This window comes from Citrobacter sp. Cpo142 (assembly GCF_030332425.1).
Taxonomy (GTDB): Bacteria; Pseudomonadota; Gammaproteobacteria; order Enterobacterales; family Enterobacteriaceae; genus Citrobacter; species Citrobacter portucalensis.
This window is the reverse complement of the sequence record NZ_JAOWHW010000152.1, coordinates 11,403-34,853: the sequence shown is the minus strand read 5'-3', so window position 1 is coordinate 34,853 and position 23,451 is coordinate 11,403. Positions and strand designations below refer to the sequence as shown.

The window sequence follows — 23,451 nt, the reverse complement described above, 5'->3', positions numbered from 1 at the left end:
CTTTGAATGGGTTCATGTGCAGCTCCATCAGCAAAAGGGGATGATAAGTTTATCACCACCGACTATTTGCAACAGTGCCTTTATATTCAGGAGGCACTGGCATGGACAAGAGAGTGATATTTGCGGTTGCCGGCTCGGGCAAGACCACGCTGCTGATACGACGGTTGAGTGAGGACCGGAGGACGCTGCTCCTGACCTTCACCGTGAATAATGAAGCGCATCTGCGGGCGCAGATTATCAGACGTTTTGGCTTTATCCCGGACGGGATCAGGGTGATGACCTGGTTTGAGTTTCTGCACGGTTTTTGCTTCCGGCCTTACCTGCAGGAGCAGCTGGTATCGCGTGGCCTGAGCTTCGACCAGCCCCCACCCAGAATACCGCGCACGAATGCCCGGCATTATCAGGATCCCGCCGGACGGCTGTATCACCGGAGGCTCGCACACTTGCTGACAGCCCGCGGGCTGCTGCCGGATATCCGTACCCGGCTTGCCCGTTACTACGATGAACTGCTTGTCGATGAAGTCCAGGACTTTGCCGGACATGACTTTAATTTTCTGCTGGAGCTCTGCCGCGCGGAAATCACTGTGCTCTGTTGCGGCGATTTTTATCAACATACCTTTGATACAAGCCATGACGGCAACGTTAATTCAACGCTGCACGATGACATTACGCGATATGAGGCCCGCTTCGACGCAGCAGGTTTCAAGGTTGACCGGGACACGCTCAACCGAACATGGCGTTGCTCAGCTTCAGTGTGCGAGTTTATCACCGGGCAACTGAACATCCGTATCGCTGCCCATGGGAGACATGCCACCCTGATTGAAACGATCACAGATGCAGAGCGCACAGCCACCCTGCACGCCGATAATACGGTGATTAAGCTCTTCTATCGTGAACATCACCGTTACGGCTGCTATTCCATGAACTGGGGCGTCAGTAAAGGGCTCGACCACTTTAAGGATGTCTGCATTGTGATGGGATCCTCCCACTGGAAACTTCTAACCCGTCAGGAACTGGCAGCCCTTCCACCGTCGTCCCGTAACAGGCTGTACGTGGCATGCTCACGGGCGCGCGGCAACATTTATTTTGTTCCCGAAACTCATCTGCGCCGATTCCGAAATTGAGTTAGCTGCTTCTCAGTAGGGCACAATTCCGAAATAAAGCTGTATGGCCAACGACGTCACTTCAGGCTGGAAAAGTGCGGATCCGGTTTTGGTATTTTTCGGATCTGCGATGGATAAATGAGAAAACAGGATATGCACAGCATATCCATATGCCATGCATCTGCATATGTGACACCTATACAAATCAATCCGGCAGGCATATACTGCACATATGCACTCACACATCATGCATGATCAGCCGGAGGAACATCCATGCGCACAGTTTCTATATTTAAAAACGGCAATAACCGCGCCATCCGTCTGCCCCGGGACCTGGATTTTGACGGCGTCAGCGAGCTGGAGATCGTCCGGGAAGGGGACAGCATCATTCTGCGTCCCGTCCGGCCGACCTGGGGCTCATTCGCGCAGCTGGACAGGGCCGATCCGGACTTTATGGCGGAGCGTGAGGATGTGGTCAGCGATGAAGGACGCTTTGAGCCATGAAGAAAACCTGGATGCTCGACACTAACATCTGCTCGTTCATCATGCGCGAGCAGCCGGCAGCGGTGCTGAAGCGCCTGGAGCAGGCGGTGCTGCGCGGTGATCGCATCGTGGTCTCGGCCGTGACGTACGCCGAGATGCGCTTCGGCGCCACCGGCCCGAAGGCCTCGCCGCGCCATATTCAGCTGGTCGACGCGTTCTGCGCGCGCCTCGATGCTGTCCTGCCCTGGGACCGCGCCGCGGTGGACGCCACGACGGACATCCGGGTGGCGCTGCGCCTCGCCGGGACGCCGATCGGCCCGAACGACACGGCCATTGCCGGGCACGCCATCGCGGCCAGTGCCGTCCTGGTGACGAACAATGTGAGAGAGTTTGCGCGGGTCCCGGGCCTGATGCTGGAAGACTGGGTAAAATAAAACCGAAAAAAAATGTCGTTACGGAGACGACAGACATGAATGCTGAACACCCGAACTACGGCTGGCTTTTCAGTGAACGGGGTTCGAGGTCCAATGATGTAAAAAACCACGCTAAGAGGTTAATTCATTGTTTGTATTGAAATTTAACGGTCTTAACTCGCCCTTCAAAAATATCTTCTGGTAACGAAAACGTATAGCAAGTCGAGGAAAATATCTGGAAGGCAGCATCGGCGAACAAATTTCTTTGTATCGTGAAAACTTTCCCGAAAACTAGGAGGAAATGGAAGAGGATGGTTTCTGACGAAAAAATGCCCTGGCGGCATAGTCTGGATCCATGACTATGGCTATGAAGACTGGACCTGATACACCGCTAGTCATAACGACTCTTCGGAGCCGTTAAGCAGTCACTCGCCAATACGAAGGTCAAATAAAGTTACGCAATGACCACCCGCCAGACTCCCCCTGAAAGGGGGGAGAATGCGCGGGCAAATGTTCAGGCCATCATTCGGCCGCCTGTGATTTACAAGGGTTAGCGTCGTCAGTCTTCAGAGTTCATGGTCCCACGGCGGGTTAGCCCCTGGCCTGGAGACCGTCACCGCGGCGGCACGCATACCGAGATTGATCGCGCGGCGCACCTGCTCTCGTGACAATGTGACTAATTTAGGCTTCTCAAGGAGTCCGGCCTGCGAAAGGCTGGCGAGAATACCGGCATTGACCGTGTCCCCGGCGCCGACGGTATCGGCAACCGTTACGCGAACTCCTGGAACATGAAGATGGAAATTAGCGGTCCAGGCATCGGCGCCGTCAGCCCCGCGGGTGACCACAATAAGTTTTGGTCCCAGAGCAAGCCAACGGCGTATGACCTCGTGTTCTTCGCCGGGTTCGGCAAACCACGCGAGGTCCTCATCGGAAAGCTTGACGATATCCGCTAGGGCAATCATCCGCATCATGCGCGCTAGGTGTTTCTGCCGGTCCAGGATGAAGATTTCACGGATATTGGGATCGAGGAACATCACCCGGCGCGGCGCCTCTCTTACCATCAGCTCTTCATAAACGCTGCCGCACGGTTCGGCTATCAGGCTGATGCAGCCGAACAGGACGGCAGATACGTCATCACCGAGCGTCGGCAGGTCGCTTTCAGTCAGCATTCTGCCGGCGCTATTCTCATCGTAAAAGGTATAGCGCGCCTGTCCGCCTTCCAGCCTGACAAAGGCCAGCGTGGTCGGTAGCGGTGCGCGGGTTGAGGGCGAATAATCCACGCCAGAGGCCTCAAGCGTGTGGCGCAGCATGTCACCCATAAAATCGTCCGATAAACCGGAAAACAGCGCGACCGCTATCCCCTGGCGCCCCAGGGCAATGGCGGTATTGAACGCCGCGCCGCCGACGCAGGGCGTAAAGGCGGGAGCATTTTCACGGCTCCGGCAGGGCAGCATATCGATCAGGGCTTCTCCGCAGCAAAGGATCATGGCTTTTCCTCCTGACTCACCGCGACCTGCGGCGGCGTTTCCAGATTGTCGGCTACCTGCATCCAGTTGTCAGCGAATATCCCGCAGGCGGTTTTGATATCAACCCCGACCGGAAGCTCCGGACACTCGTTTTCCCCGTTGCTGCCCCAGTTCACCCAACCGGACTGACGGCGCTGGACTATCTGAAACGCGCCGGAGGGGCGGGAGGTCCACCAGATCATCGCCCGGCCGCTCGCTGAATCGTACTCGACGGTTTTACTGGCTGGTCCCGGGAACACGGTTTCATCCGGCACAGCGGAAACGTTGACGGGAGAATCAGTCAGGTGCCATTTCCGTTCATTCAGGTCGGCTCGTACGTGCGCCCGGGCGCGCACTACGCCAAGCCTTTCGCGGATTTCAGTTTCATCCAGCACGTTTTCCCAGCGGCAGAACATTCGCCAGTAAAGATCCCAATGAGCGGAGGCCATATCGGCGAGCTGTTCGCGGAATTCGGCAAATTTCGGACTCTGGTTTTCAGAGGTGGTAACGGTATGAGCCACCATGGCGACCAGCTCTTCGGCGTAGGGATCGCCTGCGCGATAGCGGGTACCGCCGTAGGCCGCGAAGCGGTCAAACAGCAGTTTTCCCGGACCGCTTTCAAACTCGTCGCCGACGGTGATCTTGTTGGTCACTGAACGCCCGTTAATGACCGTCGAAAAGTCATCAACCCAGTAGCGCCGCTGAAACCACGGGGTATTCCAGCTGAACTTCCAGTCGATGGTGAAGTGCTTACCGCGCAGCTCCGCTAATAATCCATCGGGGATCGTGCCGTGCATGCGATAGTGATGATAGACTGGGCCTTCCTCAACAATTTCAATATCTACGAGGGTATGTTCCGGCGGGTTAATCAGCCCATTTTCCGGGGTAAAGAACGGACCGTAAAAACCGCCGATGGCGTTATTCCCGGAAGGAAGCAGCTCGACGTTGTCCTGCAGACAGCGAAAATGGCGCAGTCCCCACTTGGATGAACCCACGCCCTGGGCGGTTCCCCGACACATTTCCAGATCGAAGCAGCCGGTATTGAGGCGGACAAAACAGTCTTTCTCCCGGCCAGGCAGGCGGTGGATACCGGCGACGTCACCGACTTCTGCCGCCGTTAGCGGCCGGTCAAGCCGCATCCGGAGCGTGCCGCTGAAGCTTACCGTTGCGATAAAGGCGGTACTGTTTTGCGTCGACTCATGAGTGAGGCGCTGGCAAAGGATCCGTTGGTCCTCGCTGGTGATTGCCCACCACAGGGGCTCCTGCAGTTTCTCGGGGAGAGTAAACGTAATCGGTTCGCGATCCCGGGTACCGTTCATCGGGTCCGTCAGCGTAATGTGATATGTCATGGGCGTATACTCCATTAAAATTTAAGCATGCGAAGACCCGCCGCCAGCGCGGCGGATAAACAAAGCGTCAGGGAAAGCTAGCGGGTACGGGCGATCTCTTTTTTCCGCCAGAAGGTAAACAGTTCCGGATGCTGCTTCAGTCCGTCAATCGCCACGGCAAGAATGATGACGATGCCTTTAATCAATAGCTGGGTGAAAAAGGGGACGCTCAGCAGAATCAGGCCGGTGCTGAGCACGCCGAGAATTATCGATCCAATCAGGGTGCCGATAATTCGCCCGCGTCCTCCGGCGAGGCTGGTGCCGCCCAGCACTACCGCCGCAATGGCGTCCAGTTCATATCCCGTACCCGCCGTAGGCTGGGCGGAAATGACCCGGGCGGCGAAGATAATGCCCGCTAGACCCGCGCAGACGCCGGCAATCATATAAACCGCCGCCAGTACGCGTTTTACCCGGACGCCGGCCAGGCGCGCGGCCTGGGCGTTGCCGCCGACGGCATAGATATGACGACCGAACCGCGTGCGCTCAAGAATAAACCACGCCAGCAGATAAACCACCAGCATAATAATGACCGGAACAGGGATGCCGGCGAGATAGCCATTCCCCAGCTCGCGGAAGCTCAGGCTACTCGATACAATAGGTTGCCCTTCGGTAATGGTATAGGCCATACCGCGCAGGAAGGTCATTGTGCCGAGAGTGACGATAAAGGGCGCGAGAGCGAGATAGGCGGTGAGCACGCCGTTCAGCAGACCGCAGAGCGCGCCCACGCCCACGCCGGCCAGAATCGCCAGCGGCGCAGGGATCCCGGCCATCGCCGCAACCACCGAGATCACGCCGGAGACGGCGACGATAGACCCGACGGACAAATCAATTCCGCTGGTTAAAATGACGAAGGTCATTCCCGCCGCCAGAATAGCGTTGACGGAAATCGAGCGGGCGATATTCAGCAGATTATCGACGCGGTTAAAGTTTGGTGCAAAGGTCGACATCAGGATCAGCAGCACCAGCAGAACGATTAAGATCCCCACCCGATCCCACCATTTCGCAAAATCAAACGGCGCTTTGACCGGCAGTTCCGTCACAGGTTTATTGTTGTCCATGGCATTCTCCGGATTGACTGGTAAAGGTTCCTGTTGCGTGCAGCATCACTTCTTCTTCCGTTGCTGAATATGAGGGTAACTGGTGAACGATTCGGCCGCCGCGCATAACCAGCACGCGGTCGCTGATGCCGATGGCCTCCGGTAAATCGGAGGAGATCACCAGAATGGCTTTCCCGGCGCGGGCGAGTTTGTCTATCAGTTCGTAAATTTCCCTTTTGGCGCCGATATCCACGCCGCGGGTCGGTTCATCGAGGATTAGCAGCCTCGAATCGCGCAGCAGCCAGCGCGCCAGCGCCGCTTTCTGCTGGTTTCCGCCGGACAGGGCGCTGACGGGTAGTTCGACCGCATTTTCCCGCAGCCGTAACCGTCGCATCTGCTCAAGGACGGCGGCGCGGATGGTTTTGCGTTTAACCACGCCGCCGGCGACAAAGTTCTCCAGCGAGCTGATATCAATGTTGTGCTCAACCGAATGACCCAGAAACAGGCCCTGGGTTTTGCGGTCCTCGGTCACCATCCCGATTCCGTCGGCGATGGCGGCGGTGGGATCTGACGGATGGCTTACCTTGCCGTTAATACGCACGCTTCCTTGGCTACGAGGGTCGGCGCCGAATAACAGCCGGGCCACTTCGGTTCGGCCAGAGCCAACCAGCCCGGACATGCTGACGACTTCGCCCGCTTTGACCTCAAAGGAGACCGGGCCGGTTGCGCTACCCGCCAGATCCGCGACCTCCAGCAGTACTTTGCCGGGCGTACGCGGTTCGTGCTGATAGAGATCGACGATTTGACGGCCAACCATCATGCGTACGATATCGGTGGTCGAGACGCTGCTCAGAGTTTCCGTGCCGATCCACGTGCCGTCCCTGAACACCGTGACCCGGTTTGCCAGCTGCCATACCTCTTCCATGCGGTGTGAGATGTAGACCATCCCGACCCCATCCTGACGCATTTGCTCGATAAGCCGGTAAAGCTGGAGGGTCTCTGCCCGCGACAGAGCGGCGGTCGGCTCATCAAGCACCAGTACTTTTGCGTTTTCACTGACGGCGCGTGCAATCTCGACCATTTGCTGACGTCCGATGCTCAACGAGCCGAGCGGCGCCTGCGGGTCGATGTCCGCGTTAATCCGGTCCAGCTTCTCCCGGGCCTCACGGAGCATCCGTTTGCGATCGAGAATACCGGCGAAAGAGGTCTGTTCCTGGCCGAGAAATAGATTTTCCGCCACAGTCATATCGGGAACCGTATTCAGCTCTTGATGGATGATGGCGATGCCATATTTGCGCGCATCTCTTGGCGTGCGAATATCAATCTCCTGCCCGTTGATATAGATCGCGCCGCTATCGCGCTGCTCGTTTCCGGAGAGGATCTTCATCAGCGTGGATTTACCCGCGCCGTTTTCCCCCATCAGGGCATGGACCTCTCCGGCGAATAAATCAAAGCGTACGTTGTTCAGTGCGAGGGTCGCGCCGTAGCGTTTTGAAATCCCTTCCAGCCTAAGCAAGGGGGATGAAGTGATGTCGGCCATTGTCTTTGCCCTCCGGGATGAACCCAATCGTCATCCCGTTTTTGCCTCTTGAGTGATGATGTGATTACCAGCCAGGATAGCTATCTACGTTGTCGCGCGTGACCAGCACGCTGGGGATCAATACGGTAGGGGACGCAATATGCTTGCCATCAACCATATCCTGAGCAAGCGAGATGGCCTGGCGCACCATTTCGCCCGGGTTTTGCGTGGCGGTACCAATAAACGGTGAGCCGCTGCGCTTGAGTTCTTCAACCGCTTCCGGGCTGCCGTCTACGCCGGTGACTTTAATCGCACCGGCTTTGCCGGCCTGCTCAACGGCCAGCACCGCGCCGAGCGCCGCAGGATCGTTCATACCGAAAATACCGGAGACATCCGGATTGGCGGTGAGCATATCGGTGGTGACCATCAGGCCGGAAGCGCGGTCGTTGCGGGATGCCTGCTGCCCGACGATTTTGATATCTGGATATTTTTGCGCGACGTTTTTACAGCCTTTGATGCGGTCAATAATGGTTTGAATCGGCGTGCCGTCCACCAGCAGCACTTTGCCTTTGCCGCCCATTTGGCTGAACAGATATTCGCAGGAGGTTTCGCCGGCCTGGATGGCATTGGTCATGATCGCCGCGTCAGCGCCCCTGGCGGGCGTATCGACCGCGATAACGATAATTCCGGCGGCTTTTGCCCGCTGAATGGCCGGCTCGATGCCGGACTCATCGACGGCGGAAATAATGATCAGATCCACTTTCTGCTGAATAAAGGCGTCAATCTGCGTGTTCTGGTTTGCTAGATCGACCTGCGCATCTTGTACGTTAAGAGTTGCGCCGATTTTTGCCGCGGCCTGCTTTGCGTTCCTTTCCATTGCAGAGAAGAAAGGGTTAGACATGTCCTGCACCATTAAGCCGATATGGGTTATTTTTTTGCTCTCCTGCGGCGCGGCGCTGGCGGCGGGGATAAATCCTGTCATGGTGGTGATTACCGCAGTAACCGCGACAGCCAGAAATGCTTTGTGAAGTTTGGTCATATTCTGTTCCTTTCATTATCGTGTGGTATGACGTACGGCCAGGTGTGGGGAAGCCTCAGAAATAATCCTCTGATGTTGTTTTTTTACTGTCGGCCGATTATTCAGCCGTTATTTAAAGCTCTAAAATGATTAGAGAGGGATGGCAAACGCTTTGCCGCTGTTAGCCGACAGGCACCTTAGCGGGCCTGGCAAAAACGCGACAGCAGTTCTTCAGGCCCGCGCGAGCGAAGCGGCGTCGGGCAGGCCCATTCGGGCGAAACGTTGTCAGCAATCTCTATAATGTCTTTTAATTGTTATGCGTTTTTTTACAGCCGCAGGACTGGCGAATAACCAGCTCGGCGGGAACTTTACGTTGGGTGTTGATTTCTCCTTTCCCTTCCAGGTTAATTAACTGGATAAGCATTTCAGCCGACTGTCTGCCAATCTCTTCACTATTTTCATTGAGCACCGTCAGCGGCGGATTTAATAGCGGCGCCCAGTCGAATTCGTCGTAGGCAATCAGGGCCATATCCTCTGGAATGGCTATCTGGCGCTGCTGGAGCTGTTTGAGTGAACCCAGCAGAATAGGGTTGTTACCGGCAATAAGGACATCCGGCAGCGCTTTCTGGCGGTCGAGGTACTGGCTCAGTTTGTCTGCAGCCGACTGCGCGTCGTTTTCCGTTTCGACAACTCCAAGCGTAGCGCCGCACCGCTCGGCGGCCTCGCGTATTCCGCGCTCGCGTTCAAAACGCGTAGTCCAGCGGTCCGGGTAGATAAGGAGCAGCCAGTTTTTATAGTCGTACTGCGCCAGATGGTTTCCAACCAGCAGGCTGGCATGGTAATTGTCGGTCGTGACGCTGGGAAAGTTGTGCTCGCCGCGGGGCGGGGAATCAACGAAGACGACCGGGATATCCCATTTCGCCAGCAGAGTCAGGCTTTCCGGCTGCAGCGTCACCGTCGAAATGATCCCGGCCATCCGTGACTCTATCAGGCGGTTAATCATCCGATCTTCCTGCGCGCGGTCATAGATGCCGTTGACCGCAATATCGCCAAGCACCACGGTCCACTGTGAAGGCTGCAGTATCTGCTGAATGCCGGACATCAGGTTGAGATAGTAATAGTTCGACGCATGGGCGGTGATCACCGCCACCGAGTCTCTGCTCGAACGGCGTAGCGCCTGGGCCGCGCGGTTGGGTACGTAGCCGAGCTCTCGCGCCACTTTTAAAATCAGCTCCCGGCTGTCGTCAGCGACGCCATCGCCACCGTTTAGCGCGCGCGAAACGGTAAACATGGAAAATCCCGTTGCTTCGCTCACATCCCGCATTGTTGCTTTACGCATTTTTCGGTCTCTGCATCTAAGAAATTACCTGCGATATATACGGTTATTATCTAAACCTAAACGTTTATGGAACCATAACATAAACGTTTAGGTTTGTTTGATCAGTGAGCCGCTTCTCGTTTTGTGAACAGAAGGTAAATAACTTTGTTTGTGAATGATTTCTGGGAAAGTTGGAGTCTCGCTCGGAAGTGAGCGTGCTCATAACTTCGCAGATCCTTTTCTGGATCGTAAAGGATCAAATCTTTCTGTTAGTTCAATCTGCTAGTGATATAGCCCTTCAGAAGCCAGTAATCGCTCTCAGAAGCCGTTTCTCAAAAAAATGCGACGAAATATTTCCATTTACGATGGGGGATATAGCCGCAATCCCGAAGCACACCGATCACCGAATTGCGAAACTTTTCATTGTACGTAAGGGCTGAAAGCCGACACTGCTGACAATCGTTTTCCAAACAGCCGTTTTGGCCTTAGCGCCCACTAAGCATCCCCCTTTTTATAAGGAACTGACATGATTAAAGTTCACGATATCACTTATGGCACACCGACTTCCTCTGTGAAAGATTTGAATGAATGGTTAGATTCACAGAGTGAGCACATCGAAATAATAAATATTGAAACCTTAATGAATATCAGTCTGGGGTCACGCATTAACAGTTACCTTAAACCGGAATTTATCCGGGTATGGTACAGAACCCCAAGAGACTGACATCATGGACAAAATCGAGGCCACTAAATTACACAGCTGCATGATCAGTCAGCTCTGTTTAATGGTTCTGCTCGTGGTGACGTTTTCGGCCACAGCGGATATCAACGGTCGGATTGTTCGTGTTCTGGACGGGGATACCGTTGAGGTTCTTGAAACGGACAACCAGCTCACGCGTGTTCGTCTGGCCGGCATCGATGCGCCGGAAAAAAGCCAGCCCTTTGGTCAGCGTTCCAGGCAGGCGCTAGCATCAATGGTGGCGCAGCGTACCGTCACTGTCACGGGCACTGACATGGATCGCTATGGCCGGCTGTTGGGTACGGTGTGGCTTGGCAAAGCGGATGTGAATGCTGCACAGATCCGCAACGGACTGGCTTGGGCTTATCGATTTCATGGAAAAGCCATCCGGGACGACTACGTAACCCTGGAAGACGAAGCCCGTCGTCAGGCGACCGGTCTCTGGTCAGTCGCGGGTCAGACAGAACCCTGGCGCTGGCGCAGTCTGCATCAGGGCACGGCTCTGTCAAATAGTGAATGATGAATGCAAAGATTTTCCTGGAAAGATGCTTTCAAATAACTACCGCCAAAAATAAATGAAACAATCAAGAGCAACCTTAATTGCACAGTGAGCTAATAACGATTATGAAATTAACTGAGAATAAATTAGAATCACTTATCGAAACGCTGAATGACATTATTTGTGATGAGGCTAAATAGCTGCGCGGAATAGTAGATCACTGAAAGGGAACTCAGCCCGGATTGTGCGATCTGATCAATCGCCAAACCAACCAAAATCACCAACCGGACTGAGCGATGCCGATCATAGTACCAATACCCCGTGGCGAACGACGCCTGATGCAGAAAGCTATTCATAAAACGCGTGATAAAAATCATGCCCGCAGACTCACGGCCATGCTGATGCTTCATCGGGGTGAACGGGTCAGCGATGTTGCCAGAACTCTCTGTTGTGCCCGTTCATCCGTTGGTCGCTGGATTAACTGGTTTACGCACTCAGGTATTGAAGGCCTGAAATCCTTACCCGCAGGGCGCTCCCGACGCTGGCCTTTTGAACATATCTGCACCCTGTTACGTGAGCTGATAAAGCATTCTCCCGGCGATTTTGGTTATCAACGTTCACGCTGGAGCACCGAATTACTGGCAATAAAAATCAATGAGATAACCGGTTGCCAGTTACATGCAGGAACCGTTCGCCGCTGGTTGCCATCTGCGGGGCTTGTATGGCGCAGGGCCGCGCCAACTCTGCGTATCCGTGACCCACATAAAGATGAAAAGATGGCGGTAATCCACAAAGCGCTGGATGAATGCAGCGCAGAGCATCCGGTATTTTATGAAGATGAAGTGGATATCCACCTTAATCCTAAAATCGGTGCGGACTGGCAGTTGCGCGGACAGCAGAAACGGGTAGTGACGCCGGGGCAGAACGAAAAATACTATCTGGCCGGCGCACTGCACAGTGGCACGGGTAAAGTCAGCTACGTGGGCGGCAACAGCAAAAGTTCAGCGCTGTTTATCGCTCTGCTGAAGCACCTGAAAGCCACTTACCGGCGGGCGAAAACAATCACGCTGATCGTTGATAACTACATTATCCATAAAAGCCGCGAAACACAGCGCTGGTTGAAAGCAAATCCCAAGTTCAGGGTAATTTACCAGCCGGTTTACTCGCCGTGGGTGAATCATGTGGAACGGCTATGGCAGGCACTTCATGACACGATAACCCGTAATCATCAGTGCCGCTCAATGTGGCAGTTACTGAAAAAGGTCCGCCATTTTATGGAAACCGCCAGCCCATTCCCCGGAGGAAAACATGGTCAGGCAAAAGTGTAGCGGTATTAGGCGCAGCTATTTAGCATCACCCGCGAACAGCGTGAAAATATGGTCAGGACGGTTGCTACCCTGGGGGGGTTAAGTGAGAGGAAAAGACTTATCGCCGCCGGAAAAAATGCTTGTACAGAGGCAAGAGAGGGAAATCACAAAAAAACTCGCGAACCCAATCTGGTATTTCCTCGAACGGGCAAAGCGTGGGTTCAGGAAGACATTGACCTCATTCATTCCATTATTGATGATATCCCGGATGAAAGTATTGACGACCACATTTTGTGGCTATCAAAGCAGCAGGGGCGTACGCCCTATGCCATCGCCCTGAAGATTGTCAGTGAAGGAAGAATGAATAAAGAGTGGGCTAAAAAGGTATGGAAACCAGCAGCTAAGTCGATTCGCGAAGATTTTTCCCGGCTCCAGACCAACATGCCAGATAACAAAGAGACAGATGAATAATATGCTAGATGTTATTAACAGACAAATGGTTGGGTCGTCCTGACATGAAATGAATTTTTATAGGTAAAGTGGTTTCCTAATCTAATTATATTGCGGCCTTTGCCGATATTAATATTATAAGGAAGGGAGAACCATGAACGATTTTCATATTTTAAGTATCTGTATACAGAAAAAAGATGTAGCAGGCGCAATGCGTGTGCTGCGGGATAAATCAGAATTTGCGGTGCGTAAAATTCTGGAAAAATTAAAAGTCAGGGTGACATCGCAAACTGGCAGAGCATTCTGGCACTTTGTTCAGAGCTGGCTGCTGACCGCGGCTTTGTTGAATAAATCAGATTTCGGGTAAGTCTCCCCCGTAGCGGGTTGTGTTTTCAGGCAATACGCACGCTTTCAGGTATACCTGCTTTCGTCATTTTGTTCAGCGCTCGTACCAGGGCCATAGCCTCCGCAACCTGACCATCGTAGTCACGCAGCGTCAGTGAACCCCCGAACAGCTGTTTTACCCGGTACATCGCCGTTTCCGCTATCGAGCGACGATTGTAATCTGTTGTCCATTTCCACCGCGCATTACTCCCGGTCATTCGCTGATTAGCCACTGCACGGTTACGGTCTGCATATTCACCGGGCCAGTAACCAGCACCTTTTCGGGGAGGGATAAGCGCGCTGATTTTCTTACGCCGCAGTTCATCGTGACATAGCCGGGTATCGTAAGCGCCATCGGCGGCGGCTGACCTGATTTTCCGGTGGGTTTGCCGGATTAACCCGGGGAAGGCCTCTGAGTCCGTAACGTTGTTCAGCGACAGGTCAGCGCAGATGATTTCATGTGTTTTACTGTCAACGGCGAGATGCAGCTTACGCCAGATACGGCGGCGTTCCTGGCCATGCTTTTTGACTTTCCACTCGCCTTCACCGAAGACCTTCAGCCCGGTGGAATCAATTACCAGGTGTGCGATTTCACCCCGGGTGGGCGTTTTGAAACTGACATTAACCGACTTTGCCCGCCTGCTGACACAGCTGTAATCCGGGCAGCGTAGCGGAACGTTCATCAGAGAAAAAATGGAATCAATAAAGCCCTGCGCAGCCCGCAGGGTCAGCCTGAATACGCGTTTAATGACCAGCACAGTCGTGATGGCAAGGTCAGAATAGCGCTGAGGTCTGCCTCGTGAAGAAGGTGTTGCTGACTCATACCAGGCCTGAATAGCTTCATCATCCAGCCAGAAAGTTATGGAGCCACGGTTGATGAGGGCTTTATTGTAGGTGGGCCAGTTGGTGATTTTGAACTTTTGCTTTGCCACGGAACGGTCTGCGTTGTCGGGAAGATACGTGATCTGATCCTTCAACTCAGCAAAAGTTCGATTTATTCAACAAAGCCGTGCTGATGATAAGTTCGCGATATTTATCAATCTAAAAGCTTCTCGATAATGTCCTTTTTTTGCAACAAAAGAAGTTATTTTAGGGAGGATGTTAGGGCTAATCTTGGAAGGCATTATTTTTTTAAAGCTGTAAATCAGTTTTTTTACTAATTCATGATTTTCTTCAATTTCTTTAATTCTCATTTTCAAAGCTATTTTCGCATATTTTGACATAGTATGATCAAAGCGAACATATTCAGTATCAGAATAACCAACATCTTCACATGCGAGTTCAGAATAATGTTTCTTTAAGGCATATAAAAAATTATCAGCATTGTACAAGAACGAGTTTATGATTATATTTTCATAAACATTTGTATCATCAATAAGCACTTCCTTAGGTTGTTCATCAAAATGATAACCACGATTATTGAAGTATATATTATAGTTGTCGGCCGTAGAAGGAGATAATCTGTCTAAATTCGTAAGTGCCCAGTATACAGAATCAGGACCCGTTGGTTGTCCATTTTGGGATAGAATTACCTTCTGTTTCCAGTGAGTTTTTTTGTCATTAACAAAAGCAGGTAATGATTGCGATAAATAATTTACAGCGTAAATGACTGCATCATACTTGCTAAACTTGTGTTCTTCTTCATTATTAAAACCACCTCCGGTTTTGCTTCTCGAAAAACAAATAGCTACGGTATCATCAACATTATCACTAATAAAACCCAACATTTCTTCTGCTAATTTTGCATTTTCTTTTCTTGCTAGTATATTAAATTTAAATGTTAAAGTTTTCCCTTCTGCTTTACCAAAATATATTGTAACCTCGCTCTCACCGAAAAAGTTAAAGAAGTAGCGTGACGAATGAGAATAAGACGGTTCACATGATACAAAATGACACTCCCCTTGCGGGGAGTTTTCATTTCTTAAAAAGGTTGTTGGAATATCGCCGATTACCATAACTGGCTCCCCAAGAGTAAGCAACTCTTGTTCACTTATAATTAAGTGAAAAACCAGCTTGTCATTTTCCTTTACCTCATAGGCACCACTGTCTGTAAGAGGTATTCGGCATTCGTCATTACCGTTATAAACATTTACATAACAATCAATCATAAATTATTCCCATATCCAAAGAGATTTTGACTTCCATGATTGATGCTTCTTTTAAGTAAGCGACAAGATCTTTCCATTTCCTCAGGGAGGATATTTAACAGAGCTTCTAACCTCTTACCGAAACCTTGTCCATAACCGTTAAGCAGAGGTAATATATGTTGAGATACAGCATAGTCCAGTGCCAAGTATCGACTCTCCATCGACATCAAAGGACCTGCAATATTATAATAATATCTTATAGCCTTTATTTTTCTATAAGAAACAATAATTGGGATACCAAAATCTAGTCTATCATCGCGTAGAACACTTATTATTGATAATAATGTTTGCTCTACATCTTGAGGTATTTCTAAACTTGTTGGCTGAAATGCTTTGATAAAATCATTTCCAGATATTGCTTCCATTAGGATATTTGATTTAACTCCTGACTCTTTTATGACAACATCATAGTTATGTTCAAAGTCATCAAAGTTAATAATTGCAGCCCTGTCTAATAATCGAGGCGTCAGCGTCTGTACAGTTTCATCTTGGTTTATAGTGCCTAAGAATCTAAGGTACTCTGGAACTAATAAGTATGAATAGTCTGGTAAATCTTTGAGGAAACGCTCTAAATTCCTTAGAGGATGAAAAATGCTTACGTATTTGAGATATAGTTCCTTTTGTAAAGCTTCTTATGTCTGAGTTTTGAGCTATTTTGTTTCCGTACGTTGAAATGATCTGATCATCTGAAATAAAATCAATCACTTCATCGATTTGCTCAAGGTTTCTCTTTATATTTGACAGGTATGATATTTTATTTTTAGGGTTACTGGCTATGTTTGCAATGCATTTTTGAATGCCAATTTTTCCAATGTGGTATTGCGGGATTCTATTCAGGGGGGTGTTTATAGGTTTTAAGTTTAATGTATATGTGTCAGATGATTCATCATGAGATGCTATAAAATCGAATGGTCCAAAGATATAATCATTTTCTTCAATAACTATGGTCTTTGTTGTTGGCTTTATATCTGTGACTAAAAGAGGGTTTTCGGGTATAGGCAGTTTACCATCTATAATTTGACTGACCTGGAGTCCTTTTATTTCTTCACAAGCATTAAATCTTGTTACATACTTACAGTCTCCTTCTTTTTTTTCGAAGTTCGTCGGTGAGCAAGAGACCTCAAATAAGTTGTCTTTAAATTTCTCCTTAATTTCAGAAAAACCACCTGTTACGAATACTTGCTCTGTTTCGCAGAAAAAGTCGCTTTGATTGATTGGTATTATTTCGCCGTTACTAAACACTTCATAATATGCTTTTAACTTTCCAAACTGATCTTCACGTTCACCATAAAAAGCTTGGTCAATAGTGCATAAAACTTTCCTATCATTAGCATTCATTTTTAACTTCCATCTTTGTCGACAAATGAGATTTATCCTATCAGTTCCGTATCTCTTATCAATTTTTTTCTCTACTTATTAAAATGTCTATTTGAAAAAGTAGACTTTCTGCGATACGCTTTGACCGGGTCACCGGACCCGTTTTTTCACACAGCACACCGGGCTTTTCCGGCCCAGGAGATCAGACCGTGACCGATCACTCAGAGGAACGGGTACCGCCCGTTCCGTCGCTCAGCCTGAACGGGGAACACCTGCCCGCCGTTGCCGGTCATGCCGGCCTTTCTGATCCGGCCCGCGCCTATCTTCTTTCCCTGAACTCTCCCCGCAGTCGCCGGACCATGGCCTCCTTTCTCGGGATCGTCGCCCGGATGCTTGGCTTCGCCGGGCCCGACACCTGTACCTGGGGCAGCCTGCGGCGTCATCATGTGATGGCCATCACTGAGATGCTCCGGGATACGGGGCGCGCAACGGCCACCATCAACACCTATCTGGCCGCGCTGAAAGGGGTGGCGAAGGAGGCCTGGATGCTGCGGCTGATGGACGTGGACAGCTTCCAGCATATCCGCGCCGTGCGGAACCTGCGTGGCAGCCGGCTGCCGCGGGGGCGGGCACTGCCGGCGGCGGAGATCCGCCAGCTTTTTGCCGCATGTGATGCCGATCGCAGCAGTCTGGGTCCGCGGGACGCGGCCCTGCTGGCGGTGATGCTCGGGTGCGGGCTGCGTCGCTCGGAGGCGGTGGGCCTCTGTATCGGTGACGTTGTCACGGAGGAGCGGGCGCTGCGGGTCACCGGAAAGGGCAACAGGGAGCGGCTGGCCTTTCTGCCGGCAGGAAGCTGGCAGCGGCTGCAGGTGTGGGTAGACCAGGTCCGGGGTGAGGCGCCGGGTCCCCTTTTCACCCGTATCCGCCGGTTTGACACCCTGACGGACGACCGGCTGACTGACCAGGCGGTGTACCATATCCTCCAGGTGCGGCAGCGCCAGGCCGGAATTACCAAATGCGCCCCCCACGATCTGCGCCGGACATTTGCAACCGCCCTGCTCGATAACGGGGAGGATCTCATCACGGTGAAGGACGCGATGGGGCATGCCAGCGTTGCCACCACCCAGCAGTATGACCGGCGGGGAGAACGACGGCTGCGTGAGGCCCGCGACCGGCTGAACCTGACCGGCTAAACAATCGCACGGCCCTGTGGATCAGGGCGCCCCGGTTAGCCTTACTCCTGCGTTCTGCCAGGGGTCGTCTCAGAATTCGGAAAATAAAGCACGCTAAGGCGTAGTCACCCCGTGACTCCCCCGCGCCGATGCAGCGAGCTTCGTTCCGTCTTGCAGTGACGCAATCAGCGGGCAGGAAACGTTCCCTTTCCGCGCATGGCAGGCGCACACCAGTTCAGACAGCACGGCCTCCATGCGTGCCAAGTCGGCCATCTTCTCGCGCACATCCTTGAGCTTGTGCTCGGCCAGGCCGCTGGCTTCCTCGCAATGGGTGCCATCCTCCAGCCGCAGTAGCTCGGCGATTTCGTCCAGGCTAAAGCCCAGCCGCTGGGCCGATTTCACGAACCGCACTCGTGTTACATCCGCCTCGCCATAGCGGCGAATGCTGCCATAGGGCTTGTCTGGCTCCGGCAGCAGGCCCTTGCGCTGGTAGAACCGGATGGTCTCCACATTGACCCCGGCCGCCTTGGCAAAAACGCCAATGGTCAGATTCTCAAAATTAATTTGCATATCGCTTGACTCCGTACATAACTACGGAAGTAAGCTTAAGCTATCCAAACCAAATTTGAAAGGACAAGCGTATGTCTGAACCACAAAAGTCTGAACCACAAAAGTCTGAACCACAAAAGTCTGAACCACAAAACGGGCGCGGCGCGCTCTTCGCCGGTGGGCTGGCCGCCATTCTTGCGTCGGCCTGCTGCCTGGGGCCGCTGGTTTTGATCGCCTTGGGGTTCAGCGGGGCATGGATCGGCAACCTGACGGTGCTGGAACCCTATCGCCCGATCTTCATCGGCGCAGCGCTGGTCGCGCTGTTTTTCGCCTGGCGGCGCATCTACCGCCCGGCGCAAGCCTGCAAACCGGGTGAGGTCTGCGCGATTCCCCAAGTGCGAGCTACTTACAAGCTCATTTTCTGGATCGTGGCCGCGCTGGTCCTGGTCTCGCTCGGATTTCCCTACGTCATGCCATTTTTCTATTAATCACAGGAGTTCATCATGAAAAAACTGTTTGCCGCCCTCGCCCTCGCTGCCGTTGTTGCCCCCGTGTGGGCCGCCACCCAGACCGTCACGCTGTCCGTGCCTGGCATGACCTGCGCCTCTTGCCCGATCACTGTCAAGCACGCGCTTTCCAAGGTTGAGGGCGTGAGCAAGACCGACGTAAGTTTCGACAAGCGCCAGGCCGTCGTCACCTTCGACGATGCCAAGACCAACGTCCAGAAGTTGACCAAGGCGACCGAGGACGCGGGCTATCCGTCCAGCCTCAAACGCTGATCCGTTAACCGAACTCGGGAGCGACACATGGGACTCATCACGCGCATCGCTGGCAAAACCGGCGCGCTCGGCAGCGTCGTTTCCGCGATGGGCTGCGCCGCCTGTTTTCCTGCCATCGCCAGCTTTGGCGCGGCCATCGGACTGGGCTTCTTGAGCCAGTACGAGGGGCTATTCATTGGCATCCTGCTGCCGATGTTCGCCGGCATCGCGTTACTCGCCAATGCTATCGCTTGGCTCAATCATCGACAGTGGCGACGCACGGCGCTCGGCACGATAGGCCCGATCTTGGTGCTGGCAGCGGTGTTTTTAATGCGGGCTTACGGCTGGCAGAGCGGTGGACTGCTCTATGTCGGCCTGGCCTTGATGGTTGGGGTGTCGGTCTGGGATTTCATCTCGCCAGCACATCGCCGCTGCGGGCCGGACAGCTGTGAATTGCCAGAACAACGTGGCTGACGGCAACAGCCGTAGCCACCACAGAAAAGGAAAAATACATGACCACCCTGAAAATCACCGGGATGACCTGCGACTCGTGCGCGGCTCACGTCAAGGAAGCCTTGGAGAAAGTGCCCGGCGTGCAATCGGCGCTGGTGTCCTATCCGAAGGGCACAGCGCAACTCGCCATTGAGGCGGGCACGTCATCGGATGCGCTGACTACCGCCGTGGCCGGGCTGGGCTACGAGGCAACGCTTGCCGATGCGCCACCGACGGACAACCGCGCCGGCCTGCTCGACAAGATGCGCGGCTGGATAGGGGCCGCTGATAAGCCCAGTGGCAACGAACGCCCGTTGCAGGTCGTCGTCATTGGTAGCGGTGGAGCCGCGATGGCGGCAGCACTGAAGGCCGTCGAGCAAGGCGCGCAGGTCACGCTGATTGAGCGCGGCACCATCGGCGGCACCTGCGTCAACGTCGGTTGTGTGCCGTCCAAGATCATGATCCGCGCCGCCCACATCGCCCATCTGCGCCGGGAAAGCCCATTCGACGGCGGCATGCCACCCACACCGCCGACGATCTTGCGCGAGCGGCTGCTGGCCCAGCAGCAGGCCCGTGTCGAAGAACTCCGTCATGCCAAGTACGAAGGCATCCTGGACGGCAATTCAGCCATCACCGTTCTGCACGGTGAAGCGCGTTTCAAGGACGACCAGAGCCTTATCGTTAGTTTGAACGAGGGTGGCGAGCGCGTCGTGATGTTCGACCGCTGCCTGGTCGCCACGGGTGCCAGCCCGGCGGTCCCGCCGATTCCGGGCTTGAAAGAGTCACCCTACTGGACTTCCACCGAGGCCCTGGCGAGCGACACCATTCCCGAACGCCTTGCCGTAATCGGCTCGTCGGTGGTGGCGCTGGAGCTGGCGCAAGCCTTTGCCCGGCTGGGCAGCAAGGTCACGGCCCTGGCGCGCAATACCTTGTTCTTCCGTGAAGACCCGGCCATCGGCGAGGCGGTGACAGCCGCTTTCCGTGCCGAGGGCATCGAGGTGCTGGAGCACACGCAAGCCAGCCAGGTCGCCCATATGGACGGTGAATTCGTGCTGACCACCACGCACGGTGAATTGCGCGCCGACAAGCTGCTGGTCGCCACCGGCCGGACACCGAACACGCGCAGCCTGGCATTGGAAGCGGCGGGGGTAGCCGTCAATGCGCAGGGGGCCATCGTCATCGACAAGGGCATGCGCACCAGTAGCCCGAACATCTACGCGGCCGGCGACTGCACCGACCAGCCGCAGTTCGTCTATGTGGCGGCAGCGGCCGGCACTCGTGCGGCGATCAACATGACTGGCGGCGATGCGGCCCTGGACCTGACCGCAATGCCGGCCGTGGTGTTCACCGACCCGCAGGTCGCCACCGTGGGCTACAGCGAGGCGGAAGCACATCACGACGGGATCGAGACCGACAGTCGCCTGCTAACACTGGATAACGTGCCGCGTGCGCTTGCCAACTTCGACACACGCGGCTTCATCAAGCTGGTCATCGAGGAAGGTAGCGGACGGCTCATCGGCGTGCAAGCGGTGGCCCCGGAAGCGGGTGAACTGATCCAGACGGCGGTGCTCGCCATTCGCAACCGTATGACCGTGCAGGAACTGGCCGACCAATTGTTCCCCTACCTGACCATGGTCGAAGGGCTGAAGCTCGCGGCGCAGACCTTCAGCAAGGACGTGAAGCAGCTTTCGTGCTGCGCCGGATGAGGAAAAGGAGGTGTTCAATGAGCGCCTACACAGTGTCCCGGCTGGCCCTTGATGCCGGGGTGAGCGTGCATATCGTGCGCGACTACCTGCTGCGCGGATTGCTACGGCCGGTCGCGTACACCACGGGCGGCTACGGCTTGTTCGATGACACCGCGTTGCAACGGCTGCGCTTTGTACGGGCTGCCTTCGAAGCGGGTATCGGCCTGGACGCACTGGCGCGGCTGTGCCGGGCGCTGGATGCTGCGGACGGTGACGGTGCGTCTGCGCAGCTTGCCGTGTTGCGGCAACTCGTCGAGCGTCGGCGCGAGGCCCTGGCCAGCCTCGAAATGCAACTGGCCGCCATGCCAACCGAACCGGCACAGCACGCGGAGAGTCTGCCATGAACAGCCCAGAGCACTTGCCGTCTGAGACGCACAAACCGATCACCGGCTACTTGTGGGGCGCGCTGGCCGTGCTCACCTGTCCCTGCCATTTGCCGATTCTCGCCATTGTGCTAGCCGGCACGACGGCCGGCGCGTTCATCGGGGTGCACTGGGGTATTGCAGCCCTCACGCTGACCGGCTTGTTTGTCCTGTCTGTGACGCGGCTGCTGCGGGCCTTCAAGGGAAGATCATGACCGCTTCCCAGCCAGCCGAGAGTGGGCAGCTTTGAGCTTCGCTACCAATCTGGAGGAGTACCACCATGAACGCAAACGCCCCGAACACTGCCAGTTGCACCACCTGCTGCGTATGCTGCAAAGAAATTCCGCTCGATGCCGCCTTCACCCCGGAAGGCGCGGAATACGTCGAACATTTCTGCGGGCTGGATTGCTATGAACGCTTCCAGGCACGCGCCAAGGCCGCGACAGAATCTGACATTGCGCCTGTCCCTGGCGGTTCGCAGCCGTCAGATTGAGGCATACCCTAACTTGATGTCAGATGCCATGTGCAAACGATGTCAGAATAGAGTTAAATTTCCTATTGATTGACATATTCCGTCAAAGGTAATAGATTTCATCCTGACACTTTTGCCTTTGGAGGCATCTTGCAAGGTCAACGCATCGGCTATGTCCGCGTCAGCAGCTTCGACCAGAACCCGGAACGGCAATTGGAGGGTGTTCAGGTGGCGCGGGTGTTCACCGACAAGGCTTCTGGCAAGGACACCCAGCGTCCCGAGCTGGAAAGGCTGCTGGCCTTCGTCCGCGAGGGCGACACCGTGGTGGTGCATAGCATGGACAGGCTGGCACGCAACCTTGATGACCTGCGCCGCATCGTCCAAGGGCTGACACAACGGGGCGTGCGCATGGAGTTCGTCAAAGAAGGGCTGAAGTTCACCGGCGAGGACTCACCGATGGCCAATCTGATGCTGTCGGTCATGGGAGCCTTCGCTGAGTTCGAGCGCGCCCTGATCCGCGAACGTCAGCGCGAGGGAATCGTGCTGGCCAAGCAGCGCGGTGCCTACCGGGGACGAAAGAAATCGCTGAACAGCGAACAAATTGCCGAGTTGAAACGGCGAGTTGCGGCAGGCGACCAAAAAACCTTGGTGGCCCGTGACTTCGGCATCAGCCGCGAAACCTTGTACCAGTACCTGCGGGAAGACTGACCATGCCACGCCGCTCAATCCTGTCCGCCACCGAGCGCGAAAGCCTGCTGGCACTGCCAGATGCCAAAGACGAACTGATACGGCACTACACGTTCAACGAAACCGACCTGTCGGTGATCCGTCAGCGTCGCGGCGCCGCGAATCGATTGGGCTTCGCTGTGCAGCTTTGCTACTTGCGATTCCCTGGCACCTTTTTGGGCGTCGATGAGCCTCCGTTTCCGCCCCTGTTGCGCATGGTGGCCGCGCAACTCAAGATGCCAGTGGAAAGTTGGAGCGAGTACGGCCAGCGCGAACAGACACGGCGGGAGCACTTGGTCGAGCTGCAAACGGTTTTTGGGTTCAAGCCCTTCACCATGAGCCACTATCGGCAAGCCGTGCATACATTGACCGAGCTGGCCTTGCAGACCGACAAAGGCATCGTGCTGGCGAGCGCACTTGTCGAGAATCTGCGGCGGCAGAGCATTATCCTGCCCGCCATGAATGCCATCGGGCACTGTTGCAAAGTTAGCGATGAGGCAGCCTTTTGTCTTATTCAAAGGCCTTACATTTCAAAAACTCTGCTTACC

Annotated in this window: 31 protein-coding genes; 20 read left to right on the top strand and 11 right to left on the bottom strand. The window is 54.2% G+C overall.

Annotated features, from left to right (window positions below; translation table 11 throughout):
- Window positions 1–101 precede the first annotated feature (101 nt).
- From OGY18_RS27270 to OGY18_RS27615, 5 genes are all read left to right on the top strand, one after another.
- The gene (locus tag OGY18_RS27270) at window positions 102–1,124 is read left to right on the top strand and encodes a DEAD/DEAH box helicase (protein ID WP_008322227.1); all 1,023 of its coding nucleotides are present in this window, start codon (window positions 102–104) and stop codon (window positions 1,122–1,124) included.
- A gap of 252 nt (window positions 1,125–1,376) precedes the next feature.
- Window positions 1,377–1,607: a type II toxin-antitoxin system VapB family antitoxin gene (gene vapB / locus OGY18_RS27265; RefSeq protein ID WP_001261276.1), complete on the top strand. Its 231-nt coding sequence runs from the start codon at window positions 1,377–1,379 to the stop codon at window positions 1,605–1,607.
- Complete coding sequence (locus OGY18_RS27260; RefSeq protein ID WP_008322233.1) at window positions 1,604–2,020, top strand: type II toxin-antitoxin system VapC family toxin; 417 nt, start codon at window positions 1,604–1,606, stop codon at window positions 2,018–2,020. Before vapB ends, OGY18_RS27260 begins: the two co-directional genes overlap by 4 nt.
- 193 nt (window positions 2,021–2,213) lie before the next feature.
- Window positions 2,214–2,294, top strand: coding sequence for a DUF596 domain-containing protein (locus tag OGY18_RS27620; protein ID WP_371822463.1), 81 nt, complete (start codon window positions 2,214–2,216; stop codon window positions 2,292–2,294).
- 23 nt (window positions 2,295–2,317) lie between these two features.
- Entirely contained in the window at window positions 2,318–2,383 is a 66-nt protein-coding gene (locus OGY18_RS27615) for a DUF596 domain-containing protein (protein WP_071524498.1), read from the top strand.
- Between the two features lie 182 nt (window positions 2,384–2,565).
- On the opposite strand, the gene OGY18_RS27255 is transcribed toward OGY18_RS27615, so the two are convergent.
- The 6 genes from OGY18_RS27255 to OGY18_RS27230 all read right to left on the bottom strand — a co-directional run bounded on the left by OGY18_RS27255 (window position 2,566) and on the right by OGY18_RS27230 (window position 9,805).
- On the bottom strand, window positions 2,566–3,486 hold the full coding sequence (locus tag OGY18_RS27255) for a carbohydrate kinase family protein (protein WP_008322235.1): 921 nt from the start codon (window positions 3,484–3,486) through the stop codon (window positions 2,566–2,568).
- Window positions 3,483–4,853: a hypothetical protein gene (locus OGY18_RS27250; protein WP_008322237.1), complete on the bottom strand. Its 1,371-nt coding sequence runs from the start codon at window positions 4,851–4,853 to the stop codon at window positions 3,483–3,485. Before OGY18_RS27250 ends, OGY18_RS27255 begins: the two co-directional genes overlap by 4 nt.
- Before the next feature lie 77 nt (window positions 4,854–4,930).
- Window positions 4,931–5,950, bottom strand: coding sequence for an ABC transporter permease subunit (locus OGY18_RS27245; protein WP_004113181.1), 1,020 nt, complete (start codon window positions 5,948–5,950; stop codon window positions 4,931–4,933).
- Window positions 5,937–7,469 carry a sugar ABC transporter ATP-binding protein gene (locus OGY18_RS27240; RefSeq protein ID WP_008322240.1) on the bottom strand — a complete coding sequence of 511 codons (1,533 nt, stop codon included), beginning with the start codon at window positions 7,467–7,469 and terminating at the stop codon, window positions 5,937–5,939. Before OGY18_RS27240 ends, OGY18_RS27245 begins: the two co-directional genes overlap by 14 nt.
- 64 nt (window positions 7,470–7,533) lie before the next feature.
- Complete coding sequence (locus OGY18_RS27235; protein ID WP_008322243.1) at window positions 7,534–8,487, bottom strand: ABC transporter substrate-binding protein; 954 nt, start codon at window positions 8,485–8,487, stop codon at window positions 7,534–7,536.
- 286 nt (window positions 8,488–8,773) lie between these two features.
- A complete protein-coding gene (locus tag OGY18_RS27230) occupies window positions 8,774–9,805 on the bottom strand; it encodes a LacI family DNA-binding transcriptional regulator (RefSeq protein ID WP_008322245.1) in 1,032 nt (343 codons plus the stop codon).
- 505 nt (window positions 9,806–10,310) lie between these two features.
- Between OGY18_RS27230 and OGY18_RS27225 the strand changes: the two genes are divergently transcribed.
- From OGY18_RS27225 to OGY18_RS27205, 5 genes are all read left to right on the top strand, one after another.
- Window positions 10,311–10,508 carry a hypothetical protein gene (locus OGY18_RS27225; protein WP_008322246.1) on the top strand — a complete coding sequence of 66 codons (198 nt, stop codon included), beginning with the start codon at window positions 10,311–10,313 and terminating at the stop codon, window positions 10,506–10,508.
- Window positions 10,509–10,512: 4 nt separating this feature from the next.
- Window positions 10,513–11,043, top strand: a complete 531-nt coding sequence (locus OGY18_RS27220) for a thermonuclease family protein (RefSeq protein WP_008322250.1) — start codon at window positions 10,513–10,515, stop codon at window positions 11,041–11,043.
- 275 nt (window positions 11,044–11,318) lie between these two features.
- On the top strand, window positions 11,319–12,350 hold the full coding sequence (locus OGY18_RS27215) for an IS630-like element ISEc33 family transposase (RefSeq protein ID WP_001395480.1): 1,032 nt from the start codon (window positions 11,319–11,321) through the stop codon (window positions 12,348–12,350).
- Between the two features lie 48 nt (window positions 12,351–12,398).
- Window positions 12,399–12,800 (top strand): hypothetical protein, encoded by a 402-nt coding sequence (locus OGY18_RS27210; RefSeq protein ID WP_022652264.1) that lies wholly within the window; start codon window positions 12,399–12,401, stop codon window positions 12,798–12,800.
- 133 nt (window positions 12,801–12,933) lie between these two features.
- Complete coding sequence (locus OGY18_RS27205) at window positions 12,934–13,146, top strand: hypothetical protein (protein ID WP_022652265.1); 213 nt, start codon at window positions 12,934–12,936, stop codon at window positions 13,144–13,146.
- A gap of 25 nt (window positions 13,147–13,171) precedes the next feature.
- Here OGY18_RS27205 and OGY18_RS27200 read toward each other — a convergent pair whose 3' ends face one another.
- The 4 genes from OGY18_RS27200 to OGY18_RS27185 all read right to left on the bottom strand — a co-directional run bounded on the left by OGY18_RS27200 (window position 13,172) and on the right by OGY18_RS27185 (window position 16,648).
- On the bottom strand, window positions 13,172–14,140 hold the full coding sequence (locus OGY18_RS27200; protein ID WP_013087110.1) for an IS5-like element IS903B family transposase: 969 nt from the start codon (window positions 14,138–14,140) through the stop codon (window positions 13,172–13,174).
- 21 nt (window positions 14,141–14,161) lie between these two features.
- Window positions 14,162–15,271 (bottom strand): hypothetical protein, encoded by a 1,110-nt coding sequence (locus OGY18_RS27195; protein WP_224776061.1) that lies wholly within the window; start codon window positions 15,269–15,271, stop codon window positions 14,162–14,164.
- Window positions 15,268–15,675: a DUF8727 domain-containing protein gene (locus tag OGY18_RS27190; protein WP_224776060.1), complete on the bottom strand. Its 408-nt coding sequence runs from the start codon at window positions 15,673–15,675 to the stop codon at window positions 15,268–15,270. Before OGY18_RS27190 ends, OGY18_RS27195 begins: the two co-directional genes overlap by 4 nt.
- A gap of 145 nt (window positions 15,676–15,820) precedes the next feature.
- Entirely contained in the window at window positions 15,821–16,648 is an 828-nt protein-coding gene (locus tag OGY18_RS27185) for a hypothetical protein (RefSeq protein WP_022652267.1), read from the bottom strand.
- 236 nt (window positions 16,649–16,884) lie between these two features.
- Between OGY18_RS27185 and OGY18_RS27180 the strand changes: the two genes are divergently transcribed.
- The gene (locus OGY18_RS27180; RefSeq protein WP_176602932.1) at window positions 16,885–17,820 is read left to right on the top strand and encodes a tyrosine-type recombinase/integrase; all 936 of its coding nucleotides are present in this window, start codon (window positions 16,885–16,887) and stop codon (window positions 17,818–17,820) included.
- Window positions 17,821–17,913: 93 nt separating this feature from the next.
- On the opposite strand, the gene merR is transcribed toward OGY18_RS27180, so the two are convergent.
- On the bottom strand, window positions 17,914–18,369 hold the full coding sequence (gene merR, locus OGY18_RS27175; protein ID WP_001166628.1) for a mercury resistance transcriptional regulator MerR: 456 nt from the start codon (window positions 18,367–18,369) through the stop codon (window positions 17,914–17,916).
- Window positions 18,370–18,440: 71 nt separating this feature from the next.
- On the opposite strand from merR, the gene merT reads away from it, so the two are divergent.
- From merT to OGY18_RS27130, 9 genes are all read left to right on the top strand, one after another.
- Window positions 18,441–18,836 carry a mercuric ion transporter MerT gene (merT, locus tag OGY18_RS27170; protein WP_001294653.1) on the top strand — a complete coding sequence of 132 codons (396 nt, stop codon included), beginning with the start codon at window positions 18,441–18,443 and terminating at the stop codon, window positions 18,834–18,836.
- A 15-nt stretch (window positions 18,837–18,851) separates the two neighbouring features.
- Entirely contained in the window at window positions 18,852–19,127 is a 276-nt protein-coding gene (gene merP / locus OGY18_RS27165) for a mercury resistance system periplasmic binding protein MerP (protein ID WP_000732275.1), read from the top strand.
- Window positions 19,128–19,154: 27 nt separating this feature from the next.
- Entirely contained in the window at window positions 19,155–19,580 is a 426-nt protein-coding gene (gene merC / locus OGY18_RS27160; RefSeq protein WP_000522996.1) for an organomercurial transporter MerC, read from the top strand.
- Window positions 19,581–19,618: 38 nt separating this feature from the next.
- Window positions 19,619–21,304, top strand: a complete 1,686-nt coding sequence (merA, locus tag OGY18_RS27155; protein ID WP_000209296.1) for a mercury(II) reductase — start codon at window positions 19,619–19,621, stop codon at window positions 21,302–21,304.
- A gap of 17 nt (window positions 21,305–21,321) precedes the next feature.
- Window positions 21,322–21,687 (top strand): mercury resistance co-regulator MerD, encoded by a 366-nt coding sequence (merD, locus tag OGY18_RS27150; RefSeq protein ID WP_001277466.1) that lies wholly within the window; start codon window positions 21,322–21,324, stop codon window positions 21,685–21,687.
- Window positions 21,684–21,920, top strand: coding sequence for a broad-spectrum mercury transporter MerE (gene merE / locus OGY18_RS27145; protein ID WP_022652270.1), 237 nt, complete (start codon window positions 21,684–21,686; stop codon window positions 21,918–21,920). Before merD ends, merE begins: the two co-directional genes overlap by 4 nt.
- A gap of 65 nt (window positions 21,921–21,985) precedes the next feature.
- Window positions 21,986–22,198, top strand: coding sequence for a DUF3330 domain-containing protein (locus OGY18_RS27140; RefSeq protein WP_000993245.1), 213 nt, complete (start codon window positions 21,986–21,988; stop codon window positions 22,196–22,198).
- Between the two features lie 129 nt (window positions 22,199–22,327).
- Entirely contained in the window at window positions 22,328–22,885 is a 558-nt protein-coding gene (locus OGY18_RS27135) for a recombinase family protein (RefSeq protein ID WP_001162012.1), read from the top strand.
- Window positions 22,886–22,887: 2 nt separating this feature from the next.
- Window positions 22,888–23,451: DUF4158 domain-containing protein (locus OGY18_RS27130; protein WP_259470151.1), on the top strand; the 564-nt coding region annotated here is incomplete at its 3' end.

Coding starts and splice junctions, on each gene's coding strand:
- OGY18_RS27270 (WP_008322227.1), top strand. CDS start 102: ATGGACAAGAGAGTGATATTTGCGGTTGCCGGCTCGGGCAAGACCACG.
- vapB (WP_001261276.1), top strand. CDS start 1,377: ATGCGCACAGTTTCTATATTTAAAAACGGCAATAACCGCGCCATCCGT.
- OGY18_RS27260 (WP_008322233.1), top strand. CDS start 1,604: ATGAAGAAAACCTGGATGCTCGACACTAACATCTGCTCGTTCATCATG.
- OGY18_RS27255 (WP_008322235.1), bottom strand. CDS start 3,486: ATGATCCTTTGCTGCGGAGAAGCCCTGATCGATATGCTGCCCTGCCGG.
- OGY18_RS27250 (WP_008322237.1), bottom strand. CDS start 4,853: ATGACATATCACATTACGCTGACGGACCCGATGAACGGTACCCGGGAT.
- OGY18_RS27245 (WP_004113181.1), bottom strand. CDS start 5,950: ATGGACAACAATAAACCTGTGACGGAACTGCCGGTCAAAGCGCCGTTT.
- OGY18_RS27240 (WP_008322240.1), bottom strand. CDS start 7,469: ATGGCCGACATCACTTCATCCCCCTTGCTTAGGCTGGAAGGGATTTCA.
- OGY18_RS27235 (WP_008322243.1), bottom strand. CDS start 8,487: ATGACCAAACTTCACAAAGCATTTCTGGCTGTCGCGGTTACTGCGGTA.
- OGY18_RS27230 (WP_008322245.1), bottom strand. CDS start 9,805: ATGCGTAAAGCAACAATGCGGGATGTGAGCGAAGCAACGGGATTTTCC.
- OGY18_RS27225 (WP_008322246.1), top strand. CDS start 10,311: ATGATTAAAGTTCACGATATCACTTATGGCACACCGACTTCCTCTGTG.
- OGY18_RS27220 (WP_008322250.1), top strand. CDS start 10,513: ATGGACAAAATCGAGGCCACTAAATTACACAGCTGCATGATCAGTCAG.
- OGY18_RS27215 (WP_001395480.1), top strand. CDS start 11,319: ATGCCGATCATAGTACCAATACCCCGTGGCGAACGACGCCTGATGCAG.
- OGY18_RS27210 (WP_022652264.1), top strand. CDS start 12,399: ATGGTCAGGACGGTTGCTACCCTGGGGGGGTTAAGTGAGAGGAAAAGA.
- OGY18_RS27205 (WP_022652265.1), top strand. CDS start 12,934: ATGAACGATTTTCATATTTTAAGTATCTGTATACAGAAAAAAGATGTA.
- OGY18_RS27195 (WP_224776061.1), bottom strand. CDS start 15,271: ATGATTGATTGTTATGTAAATGTTTATAACGGTAATGACGAATGCCGA.
- OGY18_RS27190 (WP_224776060.1), bottom strand. CDS start 15,675: ATGGAAGCAATATCTGGAAATGATTTTATCAAAGCATTTCAGCCAACA.
- OGY18_RS27185 (WP_022652267.1), bottom strand. CDS start 16,648: ATGAATGCTAATGATAGGAAAGTTTTATGCACTATTGACCAAGCTTTT.
- merR (WP_001166628.1), bottom strand. CDS start 18,369: ATGCAAATTAATTTTGAGAATCTGACCATTGGCGTTTTTGCCAAGGCG.
- merT (WP_001294653.1), top strand. CDS start 18,441: ATGTCTGAACCACAAAAGTCTGAACCACAAAAGTCTGAACCACAAAAG.
- merP (WP_000732275.1), top strand. CDS start 18,852: ATGAAAAAACTGTTTGCCGCCCTCGCCCTCGCTGCCGTTGTTGCCCCC.
- merC (WP_000522996.1), top strand. CDS start 19,155: ATGGGACTCATCACGCGCATCGCTGGCAAAACCGGCGCGCTCGGCAGC.
- merA (WP_000209296.1), top strand. CDS start 19,619: ATGACCACCCTGAAAATCACCGGGATGACCTGCGACTCGTGCGCGGCT.
- merD (WP_001277466.1), top strand. CDS start 21,322: ATGAGCGCCTACACAGTGTCCCGGCTGGCCCTTGATGCCGGGGTGAGC.
- merE (WP_022652270.1), top strand. CDS start 21,684: ATGAACAGCCCAGAGCACTTGCCGTCTGAGACGCACAAACCGATCACC.
- OGY18_RS27140 (WP_000993245.1), top strand. CDS start 21,986: ATGAACGCAAACGCCCCGAACACTGCCAGTTGCACCACCTGCTGCGTA.